Origin of the sequence: Streptomyces ortus (assembly GCF_026341275.1) — a bacterium.
GTDB classification, from domain to species: Bacteria; Actinomycetota; Actinomycetes; order Streptomycetales; family Streptomycetaceae; genus Streptomyces; species Streptomyces ortus.
Genome location: NZ_JAIFZO010000001.1, coordinates 393084 through 411867 on the forward strand (window position 1 = coordinate 393084; position 18784 = coordinate 411867).

The 18784-nt window shown below is 68.4% G+C and carries 3 protein-coding genes; 1 reads left to right on the plus strand and 2 read right to left on the minus strand.

Annotation, left to right across the window (positions count from 1 at the left end; translation table 11 throughout):
• Window positions 1-14 precede the first annotated feature (14 nt).
• Both K3769_RS01580 and K3769_RS01585 read right to left on the minus strand, forming a co-directional pair.
• Window positions 15-16898 (minus strand): non-ribosomal peptide synthetase, encoded by a 16884-nt coding sequence (locus tag K3769_RS01580; RefSeq protein WP_267024591.1) that lies wholly within the window; start codon window positions 16896-16898, stop codon window positions 15-17.
• Window positions 16899-17123: 225 nt separating this feature from the next.
• Window positions 17124-17432, minus strand: coding sequence for a hypothetical protein (locus K3769_RS01585; RefSeq protein ID WP_267024592.1), 309 nt, complete (start codon window positions 17430-17432; stop codon window positions 17124-17126).
• 200 nt (window positions 17433-17632) lie between these two features.
• Here K3769_RS01585 and K3769_RS01590 point away from each other — a divergent pair, with 200 nt between their 5' ends.
• Window positions 17633-18676, plus strand: coding sequence for an NUDIX hydrolase (locus K3769_RS01590; RefSeq protein WP_267024593.1), 1044 nt, complete (start codon window positions 17633-17635; stop codon window positions 18674-18676).
• Window positions 18677-18784: the final 108 nt, after the last annotated feature.

The window sequence follows — 18784 nt, forward strand, 5'->3', positions numbered from 1 at the left end:
AAGGGAGGAGTTACTCATCGGGAAGACTCTCCGTCCGCTGCGGTGGCCAGCCATTCGGCAACGTGGTTCCACAGCAGGGAGAGCATGGGAGGGTCGGCCATTTCGTCATGAGAACAAGGCAGCCTCGACTCGCTTATGTGCCCGGACGTATAGGGCTGCCACATGGCACGGCCCCAACCGTCCTCCAGTTCGTGCGACGAGATGAAGAGGACGTCGCCGTGGAACCTGCGAGGGTAGTGGTTCACGTAGACGCGGGTGTTGTTCGCGATGATCCTCGCCCGTACTTCGGCCTCTTCTTCTGAGATCTCGCTGCGGAAGTAGTCGGGAAGCCCGGCGAGATCACGGAGAGACGGCGCCTCGTCGAGAATGTCCGGCGCACCCTCATGACCGTCGCGGCTGTTGTCATCGCGTTCCCGCATTACTCGACGGATGAGCTCCACGGATTCCCGGCCCGCCTCGTCCAAGTCGAATGTGTCGAGTGGGGCGGGTGCATAGCCACCCATGATGACGAGTGCCACCTGCTGGCCGTCCTCGTGCAGTTGGACCGCCATCTCCTGCGCCACGCGGCCTCCCATCGACCACCCGAGCAGACGGTACGGACCGGACGGTTGCACGGTACGCAACTCCGCGACGTACTCTGCCGCCATTTCCCGGATGGATCCCGGCAACTCTCCCGCACCGTCGACATCCCGCGCCTGCACGCCGTACAGGGGGATGTCAGGGGGTACGGATCCGGCCAGAGGCGCGAAGCACCAGCTCAATCCGGATCGTGGGTGGACGCAGAAGAGAGGCGGCTGGTCCCCGTGCGTTCTGATGGGAAGCAGCGTGCGGAGGGATTCCGTCGTCAGGGGGAAACTGAGCCGATGCGCGAGCCCTGCGACGGTAGGCGTTTCCATCAGCATCTGGAGGGACACCTCGACACCCATGACGGTACGGATCCGACGTACCAACTTGACCGCCAGGAGCGAATGTCCGCCGCGTTCGAAGAAATTGTCCGTGACGCCGATGTGCGGCACGTTCAGTTCTTCGGCGAAGATTCCGCACAGAACTTCCTCCTGGATGGAGGAGGGTTCCGGGCTCGGCGCGGACGCGGTCGGGTCCGACGCCGGAAGTGCCCGCCGATCAAGTTTCCCGTTCGCGGTCAGCGGCAGCGCGTCCAGGGTCACCAGTGTGGACGGCACCATGTATTCCGGCAGCCGCGCGCCGAGATGGGTGCGCAGGGCAGCGGTGTCGACTGCGCCGGTGTGACCGGCGGCGGGTATGAGGTAGCCGACCAGGCGCTTGTCCCCGGGACGGTCCTCACGCACCACCACCGCCGCTTGGGCCACGGACGGATGGGCGAGCAGCCCGGCCTCCACCTCCCCCAACTCGATCCGGAAGCCCCGAACCTTCACCTGGTCATCCGCACGGCCCAGATACTCCAACTCCCCGTCGGTGTTCCAGCGGGCCAGATCCCCGGTGCGGTACATCCGCCCACCCGGACTGAACGGATTCGCCACGAACCGCTCCGCAGTCAGCCCCGGCCGGGCGTGGTAGCCGCGGGCCAGTTGCGCGCCGGCGACGTACAGCTCACCCGCGACACCCACCGGCACCGGCCGCAGGGCCGGGTCCAGCACGTAGACCCGGGTGTTCCACACCGGGCGGCCGATCGGCGCGGCACCCCCGGGCCAGGCCGCCCGGTCCGTCGGGAGTGTATGGGCGGTGACCACGTGGGTCTCGGACGGACCGTAGTGGTTGTGCAGCACCGTCCCGGCCGCTCCTACCAGGTCACGGACCCGGTCGCTGAGCACGAGGGCCTCGCCGGCCTGGGAGACATGACGTAGCCGAGGCAGATCCGTGCCCCGCTCGGCCACGGCCTCACCGAGGGCGTCCAGCATCATGGTGGGGGCGTACAGCTCAGTGGTCCGCTGCTCCCTCAGCCATGTCGCGAACTCCTCCGGGTCACGCCGGGTCTCCTCGTCCGGCACCACCAGGGTCCTGCCGTCCAGGAGAGCCGAGAGGATCTCCTGGGCCGAGACGTCGAAGCTGACCGCGGTGAACTGGGCGACCCGCGAACCGGGCTCCGCGGGGATGGCGGAAGCGTGCCAGGCCAGCAGGTTGAGCAGCGCGCCGCAGGACATCACCACACCCTTGGGACGCCCGGTGGAGCCGGAGGTGTAGATCAGGTACGCGGGGTGCTCCGGCAGCAGCGGACCGGTCCGTTCCCCGTCGCCAGGGGCCTCGGTCGGCAACGCGACGAGTTCGGCGACTGTCCCGGGGTCGTCCAGCAGCAGTGTGGGCCCGGCGGTCGTACGCCCGGCGACCTCCGCGGTGGTCAGCGTCAGCGAGGGGACGGCGTCGGCCAGCATGAACGCGATCCGCCCGGCCGGATACTCCGGATCGATCGGCAGATAACCGGCGCCCGATTTCAGCACCGCCAGCAGACCGACGATCAGGTCCACCGAGCGGGGCACGGCCAGCCCGACGATGCGCTCGGGGCCGATACCGCGGCGGATCAGCAACCGGGCGAGCCGGTTCGCACGTTCGTCGAGCTCGGCGTACGTCACCTCGGTACCGGCGAAGACCACGGCGGTCGCGTCGGGGGTGCGGGTGGCCTGGGCCTGGAACAGCTCCGGCAGCGTCGCCGCCGTCACCTTGCGGGTGGTGTCGTTCCATCCTGCGACGACTTGGTGTCGTTCCTCTGCTGACAGTACGTCCACGCCGCTGACCTGCTGGTGGGGGTGGGTGGTGACGGTGTCCAGGACGCGGACGAACCGCTCCGCCAGGGTCTCCACGGTTGTGTGGTCGAACAGGTCGAGGGCGTAGTCGATACCGCCGGTAAGACCGGCCGGACGGGTACCACGGCCCGTACGGCTGCCGGAGGGAGTGTCCAAGTCCGTCTCGGTGTGGGCGTGGAAGGTTTCGCTCAGGCTGAGGAACAGGTCGAATTTGGCTGCCGGTTCGCCGGTGGGCAGGTGTTCGGTGTCGATGCCGGGGAGATCGAGGGCGGCCTCTGCGGTGTTCTGCAGGGCGAGCATGACCTGGAACAGGGGATGGCGGGCCATCGACCGGACCGGGGCGAGGTCCTCGACCAATCGCTCGAAGGGCACATCCTGATGTGCGAACGCGGCCAGACCGTTCTCCCGGACCTGCTCCAGCAGCGCGGCGAACGAGGGATCACCGGAGAGATCCGTGCGCATCACCAGCGTGTTGACGAAGAATCCCACCAACTCGTCCAGCGCCTCGTCCGTGCGGCCCGCGACCGGAGTGCCCACCGGAATGTCCTGTCCCGCCCCCACCCGGCACAGCAACACCGCCAGCGCCGCCTGCAGCACCATGAAGACCGTCACGCCTTCGGCGCGGGCCAGTTCGGCCACCCGGGCATGCAGCTCAGGGGGCACCCGGACATCCACCCGGCCGCCACGGTGCGAAGCCACCGCCGGCCGCGGCCGGTCGAACGGCAACACCAACTCCTGCGGTATCCCGTCCAATGCCTTGCGCCAGAAACCCAACTGCCGGTTCAGCACACTGTCCGGATCATCCTCACCTCCCAGCAGCTCGCGCTGCCACACCGCGTAATCCGCGTACTGCACCCCCAACGGCACCCACCCAGGCACCCCATCAGCAACACGAGCCCCATAGGCAACCGACACATCACGCGCCAGCGGCCCCATCGACCACCCGTCACCGGCGATGTGGTGCACCACCATCACCAGTGCGCTTTCAGTCGGTCCGGTCCGCAGAAGCCACGCCCGCAGGGGAGGCTCAGCCGCCAGGTCGAAGGCACGGCCTGCCAGCTCGGCAACCGTCCCCGCCAACCCCTCCTGCTCCACCTCGATCACCGGCAGATCAAAAGAGGCAGGCGGCGGAAGGATCTGCTGATACGGCCTGCCCTCATCGGATGTGAAGACGGTCCGCAGTACCTCGTGCCGGCCCACCACGTCACCCAGCGCGGCCTGTAGAGCACCGACATCCAACGCCCCGGTCAGCCGCAGGGCCACCGGAATGTTGTACGTCGCCGAGGGACCCTCCAACTCCGCCAGGAACCACAGTCGTTGCTGCGCGAACGAGACCGGTAGCCTCCTGGGGCGTGCCCTCGCGACCAGTGCGGGACGTGCCGCGCCCGAATCCGTCAGACACCGCGCGAGTCCGGCCACGGTCGGAGCCTCGAACAGCGCCCGCATCGTGACTTCCACGCCGAGGGCCGTCCGGATCCTGTTGGTCAGCTGCACCGCGAGCAGGGAGTGGCCGCCCAGTTCGAAGAAGTTGTCGTCCACGCCTACGGTGGGCAGGCCGAGGACTTCGGCGAACACCGAGCACAGGATTTCTTCCTGCACCGTGGCAGGCCCCCGGCCGCGGTCGCCCGCCTGGTGGTCCGGGGCGGGGAGCGCCCTACGATCCACTTTGCCATTCACCGTCAACGGCAGCGCATCCAGAACCACCAGCGCGGACGGCACCATGTACTCCGGCAACACGCTCTGCAGATGCGTACGCAGGACAGCGCTGTCGACACCTCCTGGGCCGCTCGCCGAGGTGAGGTAGCCGACCAGGCGCTTGTCACCGGGGCGGTCCTCACGCACCACCACCGCCGCCTGACCCACGGACGGATGGGCGAGCAGCCCGGCCTCCACCTCACCCAACTCGATCCGAAAACCCCGTACCTTCACCTGGTCGTCGGTCCGCCCGAGATACTCCAACTCTCCGTCGGCGTTCCAGCGGGCCAGGTCACCGGTGCGGTACATCCGCTCACCCGAGCCACTGAACGGATTCGCCACGAACCGTTCCGCCGTCAGTCCCGGCCGGCCCAGATACCCCCGCGCCAGGCCTGCGCCGGCCAGGTACAGCTCGCCCGCGACACTTACCGGCACCGGGCGCAAGGCCGAGTCCAGCACGTACACCTGGGTGTTGAGGATGGGCGTGCCGATGGACGGGGTGACGTCGTCGTCGGTGGACAGAGGTCCGGTGGTGGTGGCGCAGACGGTGGATTCGGTCGGTCCGTAGGCGTTGACCAGACGACGGCCGCCGCCCCAGAGCGCGGCCAGGTTCTGGCTCAGGGCTTCACCGGCCGTGATGAGGGTGGTGAGCGACGGCAGGCTGTCCGGCTCCATGAGAGCCAGCACCGCGGGGGGCAAGGTGGCATGGGTGACGGATCGTTCGGCGACGAGGCGGACGAGTGCCTGGCCGGGGAGCAGGTCGTGGGACGGGGCCGCCACCAGGCAGGCGCCGTTGCACAGGGCCATCACCGTCTCCCACACGGCCGCGTCGAAGCTGGCCGAGGCGAACTGCAGCACCCGGCTCCCTGCCGTGACCGCGAACTCCGCCGCCTGCAGGCTGGTCAGGCTCGGCAGTCCCTGATGCGTGACGGCCACCCCCTTGGGCCGTCCCGTCGAACCGGAGGTGTAGATGACATACGCGGGGTGGGCGGGCAGCAGAGGGATACGACGTTCGGTGTCCGTGAGGTCGGAGGTGTCGAGCCTCTTGAGTGCGGCAGTGGCACGGGGGTCGTCGACGGCCAGGTGGGGCACCTCTTCGTCGGTGAGGCGGGGGGTGAGGCCCGTGGTGGTGAGCGCCAGGAGTGGCTGGGCGTCGGTGAGCATGTAGGTGACGCGGTCGGCGGGGTAGTCCGGGTCGACGGGCAGATAGGCGCCGCCTGCCTTGGTCACCGCGAGGAAGGCGACGACGAGGTCGGCCGAACGGGGCATCATCACCGCGACCAGCGACTCGGGACCCACTCCACGATCGACCAGCAGCCGGGCAAGCCGGTTGGCACGCGAATTGAGTTCCGCATAACTCAGTTCCACGTCCTCGAAGACCAGCGCGGTCGCGTCGGGGGTGCGGGTGGCCTGGGCCTGGAACAGCTCCGGCAGCGTCGCCGCCGCCACCTCCCGGGCGGTGTCGTTCCACTCGACCAGAATCCGCTTCCGCTCCGCCGGATTGAGGACGTCCACCGCGCTCATCCGGTGGTGCGGTGCTGTCTCCAGGGCTGTGACGACGCTCTCGGCGGCGGTGTGGACCATGGCGCACAGCGATGGGCCCGAGACAGGTTCGGCGACCTGCACCGTGAAGGCGAAGCCGTCACCCGTGTCGTCGACGCTCAGGGCGACCGGGTAGTTGGTCCGCTCCTGGTCGTACAGCAACTCGACGCCGTCGAGGCCGTTGTCCGTGCGTGGCTCGCTGCTCCTGGAGTGCCGGTAGTTGAACAGGGAGGTGAACAGCGGGGTGTCCGCCTTGATGCCGCTGGCCTGGCGGGCGAGCTTCAGAGGGGCGTGTTCGTGGACGAGCAGGTCGGCCAGCTGGTTCTGCACCGACCGGACCGTGTCCCCCACCGGCGCGCCGTGCGTCCGTACCCGTACCGGCAGGGAGTTGATGAACAGGCCAAGAACGCGGTCCGCGCCGCTTCCCGCGGCCATACGGCCGAACAGGACCGTCCCGAACACGACGTCGTCCCGGCCCGAGGTGGCTGCCAGAACCCGCGCCCACACCACATGCAGGACCGTGGCCGGACTCACGCCCAGCCGGCGGGACTGGCCCCGCAGTCGCCGTGCGAGGTCCGCGTCCATCACGCGCCGGGACTCCGTCACCCCGGTGCCGTCGCCGCGGACGTCGAGCAGGCCGAACGGAGCGGTCGGCTCGGTCACGTCTCCCAGCAGGGTGGAGAAGTATTTCTGGTGTTCCTCCTGCGCCACCCGTAGGCGGGCCTGGGCAACGAAGTTCCGGAACGGCAGGGGCGCGGGCAGAGTGTCCTCGCGGCCCGTGGTGAATGCGCGCACCTCTTGCAGCAGTACGTCCAGCGTGGTGTGGTCCGAGATCAGGTGATGGGCCTGGACGAGTGCGAGCCGCTGACCGTTCACCGGGTCGGTCGCCGTGTACACGCGGATCAGCGGTGCCTGGCCGATGTCCATCGATCCAGGACACGCGGCCAGCATCCGGCCGGTCGCCTCGTCGTCAGGGCCCTCGGGCAGGTTGACGTCTTCCACCGGAATCGCGGCCCGACGCACCACCACCTGGACGGGTTCGCGCAGTCCTTCCCACAGGACGGCGGTCCGCAGGATGTCATGCCGGTCGACGACTTTCTGCAGTGCGCTCACGAACCCGTCGAGCCGCTGCCGGGAGTCGAACCCCAACAGCACCGGCAGTACGTACACGTCGGCGCCGTCACCGGAGTCACCCATCAGGTGGTGGAAGAGGATTCCTTCCTGGAGCGGTGCCAGCGGGTACACATCCGCCACGTTGCCCGCTCCGCCGGGCACCCGGGCCACGATCCGGTCGATCTCGGCGCTGGTCAGATCCACCATGGGGAGCATGTCGGGGGAAAGGGTCGCGGCGTTCTCCGGGATCCGGTTCTCCGGCACCGCGACCTCGGCCCGCCCTTCCGACGCGGCCAGGCCGGCAGCCGTGGGCGCCGTGAACAACGACCGCACGTCGACCGACATCCCCCGGGCACGGAGCAGCTCGACCACCCGCACCGCGAGCAGTGAGTGGCCGCCCAGTTCGAAGAAGTTGTCGTCCACGCCGACGGTGGGCAGGCCGAGGACTTCGGCGAACACCGAGCACAGGATTTCCTCCTGCACCGTGGCCGGCCCCCGGCCGCGGTCGCCCGCCTGGTGGTCCGGGGCGGGCAACGCCTTCCGATCCAGCTTGCCGCTCGCGGTCAGCGGCAGCGCGTCCAGGGTCACCAGCGTGGACGGCACCATGTATTCCGGCAGCCTCGTGCCGAGATGGGTGCGCAGGGCAGCGGTGTCGACTGCGCCGGTGTGACCGATGGCGGGTACGAGGTAGCCGACCAGGCGCTTGTCCCCGGGACGGTCCTCGCGTACGACAACCGCCGCCTGACCCACGGACGGGTGCGCGCTCAACGCGGCCTCCACCTCACCCAGTTCGATCCGGAAACCCCGAATCTTCACCTGGTCGTCGGTTCGCCCGAGATACTCCAACTCTCCGTCGGCGTTCCAGCGGGCGAGGTCGCCGGTGCGGTACATCCGTTTGCCTGAGCCGCCGTAGGGGTTGGCGACGAACCGCTCCGATGTCAGTCCTGGGCGGCCCAGATATCCGCGGGCCAGGCCTGTGCCGGCCAGGTACAGCTCGCCGGCGACACCTACCGGCACCGGGCGCAAGGCCGAGTCCAGCACGTACACCCGGGTGTTGGGGATGGGCGTGCCGATGGACGGGGTGACGTCGTCGGCGGTGGACAGAGGTCGGGTGGTGGTGGCGCAGACGGTGGATTCGGTCGGTCCGTAGGCGTTGACCAGACGACGGCCGTCGGCCCAGAGCGCGGCCACGTTCTGACTCAGGGCCTCGCCACCGGCGATGAGGGTGGTGAGCGACGGCAGGCTGTCCGGCTCCATGAGAGCCAGTACCGCGGGAGGCAGAAGGGCGTGGGTGACGGATCGTTCGGTGACGAGGCGGACGAGTGCCTGGCCGGGGAGCAGGTCGTGGGACGGGGCCGCCACCAGGCAGGCGCCGTTGCACAAGGCCGTCACCGTTTCCCATACCGCCGCGTCGAAGCTGGCCGAGGCGAACTGCAGCACCCGGCTCCCTGTCGTGACCGCGAACTCCGCCGCCTGCGGGCCGGTCAGGCTCGGCAGTCCCTGATGCGTGACGGCCACCCCCTTCGGCCGTCCCGTCGAACCGGAGGTGTAGATGACATACGCGGGATGCGCCGGCAACAGGGGCGTACGGCGCTCGGCGTCGGTGAGGTCTCTCGCGGCGAGCTCGTCGAGCGCGGTGAGGGTACGAGGGTCGTCGACAGCCACGTAGGGCGGATGGCTGACGGTGAGGCGGGGGGTGAGGTCCGTGGTGGTGAGCACCAGGAGTGGCTGGGCGTCGGTGAGCATGTAGGTGACGCGGTCGGCGGGGTAGTCCGGGTCGACGGGCAGATAGGCGCCGCCTGCCTTGGTCACCGCGAGGAAGGCGACGACGAGGTCGGCCGAACGGGGCATCATCACCGCGACCAGCGACTCGGGGCTCACTCCGCGATCGACCAGCAGCCGGGCAAGCCGGTTGGCACGCGAATTGAGTTCCGCATAACTCAGTTCCACGTCCTCGAAGACCAGCGCGGTCGCGTCGGGGGTGCGGGTGACCTGGGCCTGGAACAGCTCCGGCAGCGTCGCCGCCGTCACCTTGCGGGTGGTGTCGTTCCATCTTGCGACGACTTGGTGTCGTTCCTCTGCTGACAGTACGTCCACGCCGCTGACCTGCTGGTGGGGGTGGGCGGTGACGGTGTCCAGGACGCGGACGAACCGCTCCGCCAGGGTCTCCACGGTTGTGCGGTCGAACAGGTCGAGGGCGTAGTCGATACCGCCGGTCAGACCGGCCGGACGGGCATCACGGCCCGCACGGCTGCCAGGGGGAGCGTCGGTGTGGAAGGTCTCGGTCAGAGCGAAGGACAGGTCGAATTTGGCTGCCGGTTCGCCGGTGGGCAGGTGTTCGGTGTCGATGCCGGGGAGATCGAGGGCGGCCTCTGCGGTGTTCTGCAGGGCGAGCATGACCTGGAACAGGGGATGGCGGGCCATCGACCGGACCGGGGCGAGGTCCTCGACCAATCGCTCGAAGGGCACATCCTGATGTGCGAACGCGGCCAGACCGTTCTCCCGGACCTGCTCCAGCAGCGCGGCGAACGAGGGATCACCGGAGAGATCCGTGCGCATCACCAGCGTGTTGACGAAGAATCCCACCAACTCGTCCAGCGCCTCGTCCGTGCGGCCCGCGACCGGAGTGCCCACCGGAATGTCCTGTCCCGCCCCCACCCGGCACAGCAACACCGCCAGCGCCGCCTGCAACACCATGAAGACCGTCACGCCTTCGGCGCGGGCCAGTTCCGCCACCCGGGCATGCAGTTCAGCGGGCACCCGCACATCCACCCGGCCGCCACGGTGCGAAGCCACCGCCGGCCGCGGCCGGTCGAACGGCAACACCAACTCCTGCGGTATCCCGTCCAATGCCTTGCGCCAGAAACCCAACTGCCGGTTCAGCACACTGTCCGGATCATCCTCACCTCCCAGCAGCTCGCGCTGCCACACCGCGTAATCCGCGTACTGCACCCCCAACGGCACCCACCCAGGCACCCCGCCAGCAACACGAGCCCCATAGGCAACCGACACATCACGCGCCAGCGGCCCCATCGACCATCCGTCACCGGCGATGTGGTGCACGACGACGACCAGGACGTGTTCGTCGGTACCTGTCTGGAACAGCGAGGCCCGCAAGGGGGTCTCGGTCGCGAGGTCGAAGCAGTGACCCGCCGCCCGGTCGACCGCCGCCCCGATTTCGGTCACCCGCTCGACCGCCAGGGACACCGACACCTCGTCGACCGGAAGGATCCGCTGGTAGGGCTGTCCGTCCACCGTCGCCAACACGGTCCGCAGCACCTCGTGCCGGCCCACCACGTCACCCAGCGCCATCCGCAACGCCTCGACGTCCAGGTCACCCGTCAGCCGCAGGGCCACCGGAATGTTGTACGTCGACGACGGGCCCTCCAACTCCGCCAGGAACCACAGTCGTTGCTGCGCGAAGGAGACCGGCACCCGTTCCGCCCGCTCCGCGCGGACCAACGGCAGCCGCCGTACATCCGAAGACGCCAACCGATCCGCCAGAGCGGCCACGGTCGGTCCCTCGAACACCGTCCGGATCGCCACCTCCGCGTCGAAAACCGACCGGACACGACTCACCAACCGAGTCGCCAGCAGTGAGTGGCCGCCCAGTTCGAAGAAGTTGTCGTCCACGCCTACGGTGGACAGGCCGAGGACTTCGGCGAACACCGAGCACAGGATCTCTTCCTGCACCGTGGCCGGCCCCCGCCCGCGGTCGCCCGCCTGGTGGTCCGGGGCGGGCAGAGCCCTACGATCCACTTTGCCGTTCACCGTCAACGGCAGCGCGTCCAGAACCACCAGCACCGACGGCACCATGTACTCCGGCAACACGCTCTGCAGATGCGTACGCAGGACAGCGATGTCGACGCCCCCTGGGCCGCCCGCCGAGGCGAGGTAGCCGACCAGGCGCTTGTCACCGGGGCGGTCCTCACGCACCACCACCGCCGCCTGACCCACGGACCGATGGGCGAGTAGCCCGGCCTCCACCTCACCCAACTCGATCCGGAAACCCCGTACCTTCACCTGGTCATCAGCACGGCCCAGATACTCCAGTTGTCCCTCGGCGTTCCACCGCGCCAGGTCCCCGGTGCGATACATCCGCTCACCTGACCCACTGAACGGATTCGCCACGAACCGTTCCGCCGTCAACCCCGGCCGGCCCAGATACCCCCGCGCCAGTTGGGCACCTGCCAGGTACAGTTCGCCCGCCACCCCCGGCGGTACCGGCCGCAAGGCGACGTCCAGCACGAAGACGCTCGTGCTGGGGACGGGGTGGCCGATGGGGACGGCACCCGGTGCATCCGGGTCCTCGGGACGGATGGTGAAGGTGACACATCCGACGGCCGCCTCAGTGGGCCCGTACTCGTTCGTGATCAGCACGTCCCCGTGCGCGGACCGCCACCGTGTGAGCTGCTCACCCGTGAGGTTCTCGCCGCCGACGACGAGGTCTCCCCGGATGAAGGATCCGGCGGGCTCCTCGGACAGCAGGATCAGGTGACTGGGCGTCACTTTGAGGAAAGTGGGCGCCAGTTCGGTGGCAAGCCCGTCCTGGATGTCCGCGATGTGCAGGGCGCCGCCCGAGATCAGCGTCCCGTACAAGGGTGTGACGGTCAGGTCGAACGCGACCGACGAGTGCAGCACGGTCCGGCCGCTCAGCCCGGGGTATGCGCCGACTGCCCAGTCGAGGTAGTGGGAGACCGCCGCGTGGCTCACCTCGACACCCTTGGGGCGTCCTGTGGAGCCGGAGGTGTAGATCACGTAGGCGGGGTGGGCGGGCAGGAGCGCCGCCGCTCGTTCGTGCTGCGTGAGGTTCCCCCCGGCCATGGCGGACAGGGCCGCGGTGGTGTCCGGGGAATCCGTCACGATGCGCGTCACACCGTCGTCCGCATCGGTGTCCGTGTAGGTGTCCGCATTGGTTCCCGTGTTGCTGTCCGCACCCACCGCGCCTGTCACTGCCTGGTGTGTGACCAGCGCTCTGACCTGGGCGTCGTCGAGCATGTAGGTGATGCGTTCGGCGGGGTAGGCAGGGTCGATCGGGACGTACGCGGCTCCGGTCTTGACCACGGCGAGGAGTGCGACGACGAGGTCGGGGGAGCGGTCCATCAGCACCGCCACACGTTCTTCCGGCCCGGCACCCCTCTCCACGAGGAGGCGGGCCAGCCGGTTCGCGCGCGTGTTCAGCTCCGCGTAGGCCACCTCGGCGTCGTCGAAAACCACCGCGGTCGCGTCAGGGGTACGTGCGACCTGAGCCTCGAACAGTTCGGCCAGCGTGGTCCGCGGAACTTCGTGGGCGGCGGCGCTCCCCACTCCGTGCAGGGCGTTCCACCCGGAGAGGATCCGTTCCCGCTCCGCGGTGTCCAGCACATCGATACGGCTGACCGGCACCGACGGATCCGTTGTCACGGTCTCCAGGACCAGGAGGAAGCGCCGCACGATCGCCTCGACGCTCGCGGGATCGAACAGGTCGGTGGCATAGATGACCAGTCCGGTCAGGCCCGCTGGGATGCCGTCGTCGGTGATCTGCTCGGCGAGTTGGAAGTCCAGGTCGAACTTGGCCGGGACGACGCCCGCGAGCAGTACCTCGGTGTTCAGGCCGAGCAGGTCGAGGCGGACCGCGGCGGTGTTCTGCAGGGTGAGCATGATCTGGAACAGCGGGTGGCGGCTCATCGACCGGACCGGGGCCAGGTCCTCCACCAGCCGCTCGAAGGGCACATCCTGATGCGTGTAGGCGCCGAGGTCCGTTTCCCTCGTCCTGGCCAGCAGTTGCAGGAAGGTCGGGTCGCCGGACAGGTCCGAGCGCAGGACGAGGGTGTTGACGAAGAACCCGACCAGGTCGTCCAGCGCCTCGTCGGTGCGGCCGGCGACCGGGGTGCCGACGGGGATGTCGTCTCCGGCCCCGAGGCGGTGCAGCAGGACGGCCAGCGCCGCCTGCACCACCATGAACACGGTCACGCCCTGTGCTCTGGCCAGTTCCTTCAGGGCACCGTGGATCCGGGCGTCGATGGTCAGTTCGACGCTTCCGCCCTGGTGGGTGGAGACCGTTGGCCGTGGCCGGTCGAACGGCAACGTCAGTTCCAGGGGCAGGTCGGCCAGTGCCTCACGCCAGTAACCGAGTTGTCGGGACAGCACACTGGCCGAGTCGGCTTCCTCACCGAGCAGTTGGCGCTGCCACCGGCTGTAGTCGGCGTACTGCACCGACAACGTTGCCCAGTGCGGCGTCCGACCGGCGGACCGTGCCGTGTAGGCGGCTGACAGATCACGTGCCAGCGGCGCCATCGACCATCCGTCACCGGCGATGTGGTGCACGACGACGACCAGGACGTGTTCGTCGGTACCTGTCTGGAACAGCGAGGCCCGCAAGGGGATCTCGGTCGCGAGGTCGAAGCAGTGACCCGCTGCCCGGTCGACCACCGCCCCGATATCGGTCACCCGCTCGACCGCGAGGGACACCGACACCTCGTCGACCGGAAGGATCCGCTGGTAGGGCTGTCCGTCCACCGTCGCGAACACCGTCCGCAGCACCTCGTGCCGGCCCACCACGTCACCCAGCGCGGCCTGTAGAGCACCGACATCCAACGCCCCGGTCATCCGCAGGGCCACCGGAATGTTGTACGTCGACGACGGGCCCTCCAACTCCGCCAGGAACCACAGTCGTTGCTGCGCGAACGAGACCGGCACCCGTTCCGCCCGTTCCGCGCGGACCAACGGCAGCCGCCGCGCATCCGAAGACGCCAACCGATCCGCCAGAGCGGCCACGGTCGGTCCCTCGAACACCGTCCGGATCGCCACCTCCGCGCCAAAAACCGACCGGACACGACTCACCAACCGAGTCGCCAGCAGTGAGTGGCCGCCCAGTTCGAAGAAGTTGTCGTCCACGCCTACGGTGGACAGGCCGAGGACTTCGGCGAACACCGAGCACAGGAGTTCCTCCTGCACCGTGGCCGGACCCCGGCCACCACCGGACGGCTGGAACTCCGGCGCGGGCAGAGCCCCGCGATTCAGCTTGCCGTTCACCGTCAACGGCAGCGCGTCCAGAACCACCAGCACCGACGGCACCATGTACTCCGGCAACACCCTCTGGAGATGCCGACGCATGACAGCGTTGTCCAGCCCCTCCGGGCCGCTCGCCGGAACGACGTAGCCGACCAGGCGCTTGTCGCCAGGACGGTCCTCGCGTACGACCACGACCGCCTGAGCCACTGAGGGATGGGCGAGCAGCCCGGCCTCCACCTCACCCAGCTCGATCCGGAAACCCCGTACCTTCACCTGGTCATCGGTCCGCCCCAGATACTCCAACTCGCCATCGGTGTTCCAACGGGCCAGGTCGCCGGTGCGGTACATCCGTTCACCCGAGCCGCTGTAGGGGTTGGCGACGAACCGCTCCGATGTCAGTCCCGGCCGGCCCAGATACCCGCGGGCCAGGCCCGCACCGGCCAGGTACAGCTCACCCGCGACACCCACCGGCACCGGACGCAGGGCCGGGTCCAGCACGTACACCTGGGTGTTCCAGATCGGACGGCCGATGGGGACGCCGCTGTCGCCGGTGTCGCTGTCACACGTCCATGCGGTGACCTCGACCGAGGCCTCGGTGGGGCCGTAGAGGTTGTGCAGCGGAATATCCAGAACGTTCCGGAAGTGCCTGACGACGTCTCCGGCAAGTGCTTCGCCGCTGCAGAACACGGCTCGCAGGCCGGTACAGGCGACGGCGGCCGGTTCACGGAGGAAGACCTGCAGCAGGGACGGAACGAAGTGCGCGATCGTGACATGTTCGCGTTGGATCAACTCTGCCAGGTATCCGGGGTCGCGGTGGCCCGAGGGCTTGGCGACGACCATCGTCGCGCCCTGCAGCAGCGGCCAGAAGAACTCCCGTACTGACACGTCGAACCCGAAGGGGGTCTTCTGCAGCACCCGGTCCGAGGCGGTCAAGTGGTAGGTGCCCTGCAGCCATGTCAGCCAGTTGACGATGCCCGCGTGTGGTACGGCCACACCCTTCGGCTGTCCGGTGGAGCCTGAGGTGTAGATGACGTAGGCGGGGTGAGCGGGCAGCAGGGCGGCACGGCGTTCGGTGTCGGTGGGGTCGGTGTCGTCGAAGCCTTGGAGCGCGGTCATGCTGCGGGGGTCGTCGACGGCCAGGCACGGCACCTCTCCGCCGGTGAGCCGGGAAACCAGGTCCGTGCTGGTGAGCACCAGACGGGGCCGTGCGTCGGCGAGGACGTGAGTGACGCGGACGGCGGGGTAGTCCGGGTCGACGGGTACGTACGCGCCGCCGGCCTTGACCACCGCCAGGAGGGCGACCACCAGGTCGACGGAACGGTGCATCATCACCGCGACCGGCGACTCGGGTCCCACGCCCCGGTCGATCAGGAGCCGGGCGAGGCGGTTGGCCCGCGCGTTGAGGTCCGCATAGGTCACCTCGGCACCCTCGAAGACCACCGCGGTCGCGTCGGGGGTGCGGGCGGCCCGGTCCTGGAACAGCTCCGGCAGCGTCGCCGCCGTCACCTCCCGGGCGGTGTCGTTCCACTCCTCCAGGACCCGTCGCTGCTCGGAGCGGCTCATCAAAGTGATCCGGTGTACGCGTTCATCCGCGGCGGAACTCGCCATCCAGTTCAGCACGCCGAGGAACTGGGCGGCGTGCTCCTGCACCGCTTTCCGGCTGTAGAGATCCGGATTGGCCTCCACGACCACGGACATCCTGCCGTCGGACGACCTGTCGTACACCGAAACCGACAGGTCGTTGAAATTTATGCCACCGAGCCCGTGTGCACTGCTGGAGGCACCACCGAATTGCACGTCGTAGTCGAAAGAAACGATATTGACCAGCAGGGGATACAGTCCGCTGCGCCCTACGAGTTTCAGGTCCCTGAGAATGTCCTCGTAGCGGTACCGCTGATGCCGCAGAGCGTCTCGCACTCCGCGAGTCACCTGCTTCACGAGTTCCTTCACGGTGGCCTTCGGCTGCACCGCGAGGCGCAGCGGAACGATGTTGGCCGTCATTCCCGGGATGTCCCGCAGTGCGGTCTTTCTGCCCATGACGGGGACCCCGAGGATGATGTCCTCCTGCCCTGTCGCGCGATGCAGGTGGGCGGCGCTCGCGGCGACGGCCAGGCCCGACAGGCTTGTTCCCAGGCGACGCGCGGAGCTTCGGAGTTCCGTGGCGGCGTCGGGGGAGATGCGGATCGTGTGCCGTGTCAGCTCATGGGGGACGGTGGAGGGTTCCCGGCCGCTGAGACTGACCGGCCGAGGACGATCGGCCAGACGTTCCGACCAGTACTGCCGGTCCGCTTCGAATTCCGCTGACGCCCGGTAGTCGGCGTCGGCGTCCATCAGTACGGAACTCGATGGCGGCGCACTGTCCGTGGGCTCTTCACCGGCCAGCAGTGCCGTGTAGACCGCGGCGACTCGGGAGGCTATCCGGGATCCCGCGAGTCCGTCTGCGACGATGTGGTGAATTCGCTGGTACCAGAGGAAGAGGTCTTCCTCCACCTTGATCACGGCCTCGGTGAAGAGTTCACCGTCCCGGAGATCGACCGGGCGCCGCATGTCCGCCCGCATCCAGCTCTCGGCGCCGGCCCGTGGATCTTCCTCACGGCTCACGTCGATCACGTGGAACGGCCAGTCGTCCCGCCGGTCGAAACGCTGCCGCGGAACCTCGTCCGCGGCCCCCTCGAAGCGCAGACCGAAACAGTCCACTTCCAGGACGACCCTCCGCAGGGCCGCCTCGAATAACTCCGTGTCCACCGCTCCGTGAATCTCTATGTATTCACCCATGTTGTAGATCGGGTTATCCGGATTCAATTGCTGCGCGTGCCATACGCCAAGCTGTCCGGCCATCAGGTCACGATGGTCACTATGCGATCCAGACATTCCCGCACCCCGGTCAACGCTCACGCCCCGAAAGGGGCTATTAAATCAAGCAATTTGACAGCAATGTATAGCTACTTCAATGTATATCCACTTCACCTTCTCAAGATGAACTGGGGACTGTCAACCATCTGGTTGAATTAAGCAACTAAGGCGTTTCGTGCCCATTTGCGACGCCCAAAGCGGACCGCTTTGTCACCTTTTATCGTCAATAACCGCATGGTGAAACGCCCGGAATCTCCGCACTGGCGAAGCTTTTTTACCTGCCGGTAATTCCACCGCGGCGGCTTCCGGATCGCATACTTGACGGTAACTCCGCATGTCATGGATTTCCGGTTCGCAAAAATCAATGAGCCGACACATGTCCGGGGCGTCGCTGAGCACCGCGAACCACGCGCCGTCCGGCGAGGTCGCGTGGTCGGGGGCCGGATACAGCGCCACCGCACCGACCGCAGGACCGGCAAGGCCACCATCGCCACCGTCCGGGCGGTCACCGGTCGGCATGAGCTGCCCGGTGCGGGGGGTACGTACAGCGAGGTGACGGTCTCGATGGAGGAGCGGATCGGGGCGTATCTTCAGGGCATATGGGAGAAGGAGGTGGTGGGAGCCGGGCTGTGGACACCCTCATTTCCCCTGCCTCTCCCAGACGAACCGGCGAATCCGGCTCTGCCGCTGGTAAGCGGCCATCCCACCCTGGAGTGCTAGTGATTGTCGTCTGGATCAATGGTGCGTTCGGTGCGGGGAAGACCACCACCGCACGGGAGCTGATCGACCTGATCCCGAACAGCACACTCTTCGACCCCGAGCTGATCGGCACCGGGCTGGCACAACTGCTGCCCGCCAAGCGCCTCGCCGAGGTCGGCGACTTCCAGGATCTGCCGATCTGGCGGCGGCTCGTGGTCGACACGGCCGCCGCGATGCTCTCCGAACTGGGGGGCGTGCTCGTCGTCCCCATGACACTGCTGCGCCAGGAGTACCGCGACGAGATCTTCGGCGGACTCGCGTCCCGCAGGATCGCGGTTCGCCATGTGGTTCTCGCCCCGGCGGAAACGATCCTGCGCGAACGAATAGCCGGCCGGGAGGTCCCGCCCGACCTCCCCGACGGGGAGATCCGCGTGCGCCAGTGGTCGTACGACCAGATCGAGCCCTACCGCGCCGCCCTGGCCGGCTGGCTCACCGCGGACGCCCACCCCGTCGACAACGGCACCCTCACCCCGTACGAAACCGCTGTGCGCGTCGCCGAAGCCGTGACCAGCGGATCCGCGCCGGTCTGCGACATCGTGCAGACCCCCGAACCCACCTCGGAGACCGTCGCGGCGGGGGTGCTCCTCTTCGACGAGCTGGACCGGGTACTGCTCGTCGACCCGACGTACAAGGCCGGCTGGGAGTTCCCCGGCGGCGTCGTCGAATCCGGCGAGGCACCCGCGCGCGCGGGCATCCGCGAGGTCGCCGAGGAGACCGGCATACGGCTCACCGACGTCCCCCGCCTGCTGGTCGTCGACTGGGAACCCCCGGTGCCGCCCGGCTACGGCGGCCTGCGTCTCCTCTACGACGGCGGCAGGCTGGGCGGCGGCGAGGCCCGGCAACTGGTTCTGCCGGGCCCCGAACTGCGCGACTGGCGCTTCGTCACCGAAAAGGAGGCCGCCACACTCCTGCCGCCCATCCGCTACGAGCGCCTGCGGTGGGCCCTGCGGGCGAGGGAACGGGGCACGGCGCTGTACCTGGAGGCAGGCGTACCGCAGGGGTAGCCCTCCCGGAATTCCCTTTGCTGTTCAGCCCGTCCGGCGTTCGCTTTCGCTGTTCAGCCCGTCCGGCGTTCGAGGACGAGGCCGTTCAGACCGACGGGGGCCTGGGAG

Bases quoted from the DNA above. Each gene is read 5' to 3' on its own strand.
- K3769_RS01580 (WP_267024591.1), bottom strand. From the start codon at position 16,898: ATGGCCGGACAGCTTGGCGTATGGCACGCGCAGCAATTGAATCCGGAT.
- K3769_RS01585 (WP_267024592.1), bottom strand. From the start codon at position 17,432: ATGCCGACCGGTGACCGCCCGGACGGTGGCGATGGTGGCCTTGCCGGT.